The organism is Streptomyces sp. NPDC054961 (assembly GCF_053609145.1).
The window spans coordinates 1-3,804 of record NZ_JBSGWY010000066.1 but is presented as its reverse complement, the minus strand read 5'-3'; the positions used below and the strand labels follow the sequence as shown (position 1 = coordinate 3,804).

Genomic DNA, 3,804 nt, shown 5'->3' with positions numbered 1-3,804 from the left:
GGACCAGGGTCCTGGTCGCGGGCCGGGTGGGGACCCAGGGCCCCGTTGTGGATCATCCGCTGCCCTGACGTCCGGAGACCCCTCGGAGTGATGGTCTGGAGACCGGCCGGAAATCCCCGGCCGACGTCCGCACTCGAGTCCGTCCGCCGGAGGACACCGTGATCCGCGCCCTGACCAGATGCTCCACCCGACACCCGTGGAAGGTGATCACCCTCTGGGTGGTGCTGGGTGTCGCGCTGAGCGCCCTGGCCCCCGTCCTGCTCGCCCGCGTCACCCAGAACCAGGCCGGGGACTTCCTGCCCCGCAGCTACGACTCGGCCGCCGCGCTGCGGATCTCCCAGGAGCAGTTCGGGGTGGACCCCGACGCCGTCACCGTGACGGTGCTCGTCGCCCGTTCCGACGGCAAGGCCCTGAGCGCCGCCGACCAGGAGCGGATCGGGGCGGAGGCCGCGAAGCTCGGCCAGCGCCGGGTGGTCATGCCCCGGGAAAACGACGTACCGCAGTTCATGGTCCCGGACCGCTCCCAGACGCCCCGGATCGCCCCGGCGATGACGGCGCCCGACCGGAGCTTCGAACTGCTCTCCGTCCAGCTGACCGGCAATGCCGCGGACACGGGGGTCCAGGGCGTCTACCGGACCTTCCGGGACTCCGCCACGGCGCAGTTCTCGGAGGCGGGGATGCGCACCGGCTTCACCGGCGCTCTCGCCGACACCGTCGACACCACGGATGACAACGAGACCGCCGCGAAGGTCGGGGGCGCCCTGGTAATGGGGCTGATCGTCCTGCTCAACGTGCTGGTGTTCCGCAGCGTCGCCGCGGCCCTGCTGCCCCTGCTGGCGGTCGCCATGATCGGCGGAGTGGCGGGGGGCGCCGTGGGGGGTGCCGCGCTGCTCACCGGACACAAGCTCGACGCGAGCACCCCGGCGCTGATCCAGGTGGTCCTGCTCGGCATCGGCATCGACTACCTGCTGTTCCTGCTGTTCCGCTTCCGCGAGCAGTTGCGCAGCCGTCCCGAGCAGCCGGCCCGTGAGGTGGCCGCGCAGGTCTCCGGCCGCGTGGGCGCGGCGATCACCTCGGCGGCGCTGACCATCGTGGCCGCGTTCGCCACGCTGGGCCTGGCGACCTTCGGACAGTTCCGCTCGCTGGGCCCCGCGATCGCCGTCGCGGTGCTGGTGATGCTGCTCGGCAGCCTCACCCTGATGCCGGCGCTGCTCGCGGCCGCCGGGCGCAAGATGTTCTGGCCGTCCCGGACCCTGCGCAGCGAGCCGCGCGAAGGCAGTGCCGCCCGTCTGGGCACGCTGGTCACCCAGCGGCCGTGGACGATGCTGATGGCCTCCGTCGCCCTGCTCGCCGCCCTGGCCGCCGGACTGGCCGGCATACGCATGGACTACGGCCGGGGCGAATCCGGTGACCCGACCCCCGCCGCGGCCACCGCGGCCGAGATCTCCCGTGCCCTGCCGGCCGGTGTGTCGGACCCCACCAGCGTCTTCGTGACCACCACCGACGGCGGCGCCCTCACCGTCGACCGGCTGGGCGGTCTCTCCCAGGCGCTCGGCCAGGTCAAGGGGGTGGGCCAGGTGGGCCAGACCGTCCTGAACGAGGACCGTCGCGCCGCCCGGATCGATCTGTACCTGACCGCCGACCCGCAGAGCCAGCAGGCCCGTGACCTGGCCTCCGGACCGGTACGGGCCTCCGTCGCCGAGCACACGCCCGCCGGGACGACGGCGCACGTGGGCGGGACGTCGGCGATCTTCGCCGACATCGCCGCCGCCGTCGACCACGACCTGAAGATCGTGTTCCCGGTCGCGGCCGCGCTGATCGCGCTGATCCTTCTCGTGCTCCTCCGGAGCCTGCTCGCACCCGTCATCCTGATGATCTCCGTCGGGCTCGGCTTCGCCGCCACCCTCGGTGCCTCCACGCTGGTGTTCCAGCACGCCCTCGGCAAGCCGGGCGTCAACTTCACCCTTCCCCTGGTGCTGTTCCTGTTCGTCGTGGCGCTGGGCACCGACTACAACATCCTGATCGTCGACCGGATCCGGGAGGAGATGCGACGACCGGGCACGGCCCGCGCCGCCGTGGCCCGGGCGGTACGGCACACGGCACCGGCCATCGCGACCGCGGGACTGGTGCTGGCCGGGTCGTTCGCCACGCTCGCGACGACCCCGGGGAACGAGCAGGTCTCCTTCGCACTGACGCTCGGCATCATGCTCTCTGCGTTCGTCCTCTCCCTGGTGATGGTCCCCGCCCTCGGCTCCCTCCTCGGCCGGGCCATCTGGTGGCCGGTCCGCCCGGTGCCCGCGGCGGACGGCTACCCGAAGGAGCGTCCCGCCGCGCCCGCCGCGGAAGCCGAACGGGTCTCGGCGTACTGAGGCTCGGACCGCAGCGGCGCAGAGGTGGGCGGGTCCGGTGGAAGGGGCCGCGCGTCCGGCCGTCCGGATTCCTCTTCAGAATCGGCCGAAACTCGCCCACCTCGGAGGAAACTGGAGCAGCGGCGGGTGCGTTCGACGGTGTGTCAGAGGAATCAAGGAGCTCCACCCAAGGAGTAATACCGTGCGCATCCTGTTCACCGGCCCCGCTGCGGCGGGCCACCTGTTCCCGATGGTGCCGACCGCCCAGGCCCTTCAGGCAGCCGGGCACCAGGTCCTGTTCGCCGGCTCGGCCCCGCTCGACGCGATGCGCCAGGCCGGCGTGCCCACCGTCGAGATCGGCGACGGCTCGACGCTGATGGAGGCCTTCCGGCGCGCCTCGGACGGCATCGATCCGCAGTTCGTCACCGATGGCAACAGCCCCGAGGACGCCGAAAGGCTGGCGGCGGGCGGTTTCGCCGAACACGGCCGGGTGACCATCGACGACCTGCTCGCGGTCGCCGTCGCCTGGCGGCCGGACCTCCTCGTCCACGCCGCCTTCCAGGCCGCCGCTCCCCTCGTCTCGGCGGCCCTCGGCATACCCGCCGTGGTGCACAACTTCGGCGCGATGTCCGGCCTCGGCATGGTCGGCAGGCTCGCCGGGCTCCTGGCGGACGAGTACCGGGCCCGCGAGGTCCAGGGGCCGGCCACCCACACCGTCCTCGATGTCGTCCCCGCCTCCCTCGGCGGGGACGGCACCGGCTGGCGGGTCCGCTACGTGCCCTACAACGGCGGCGGCACGGTGCCGCGCGATCTCGTGTCCCGTGGCTCCCGGCCCCGGATCGCCGTCACCCTCGGAACGGTGGTGACGGCGTACGCGGGCGTCGACCCGGTCAGCCGGGTGATATCCGAGGCCGCCTCCGTCGACGCCGATTTCCTGCTCGCCGTCGGTGACACCGACCTGAGCCCGCTCGGCACCCTTCCCGCCAATGTCCGCCCCCTGCCGTGGGTGCCACTGGCCCAGCTGCTGGACACCGCCGACGCGATCGTGCACCACGGCGGGTCCGGCACCATGCTCACCGCCGCCGCCCGGGGCGTCCCCCAGCTGATCCTCCCGCAGGGCGCCGACCACTTCATCAACGTCGATGCCGCGACGGGCCTGGGGTTCGCCCTGCGCGCGAGCGGCGACAGCGTGGACGCCGCCCTGCTCGACCGGCTCCTCACCGACGACGGTCTCCGCAAGGCCGCCGCCACCACTCAGGCTGACATCACCGATCTCCCCTCCCCCACCGACCTCGTCGCCTCCTTCGAGTCCCTCCGCTAGCAGGGGCCCCAGGGGGCTTTTACGTGGGGTTCATGGCTGCGTCAAGTCCCGAGTTTCCGGAACGTGACCGGGGTGGGGGCCCCGGGGCTTACTGGTGATGCGGGCCTCACCGAACAGGAAACGAGGCACCACGGT

Annotated in this window: 2 protein-coding genes; both read left to right on the top strand. The window is 72.6% G+C overall.

The genetic code is table 11. From position 1 onward, the window contains the following. Positions 1-158 precede the first annotated feature (158 nt). Positions 159-2,369 carry an MMPL family transporter gene (locus ACWF9Z_RS34560; RefSeq protein ID WP_453609283.1) on the top strand — a complete coding sequence of 737 codons (2,211 nt, stop codon included), beginning with the start codon at positions 159-161 and terminating at the stop codon, positions 2,367-2,369. A gap of 181 nt (positions 2,370-2,550) precedes the next feature. Then, positions 2,551-3,669, top strand: coding sequence for a glycosyltransferase (locus tag ACWF9Z_RS34555; protein WP_453609280.1), 1,119 nt, complete (start codon positions 2,551-2,553; stop codon positions 3,667-3,669). Positions 3,670-3,804: the final 135 nt, after the last annotated feature.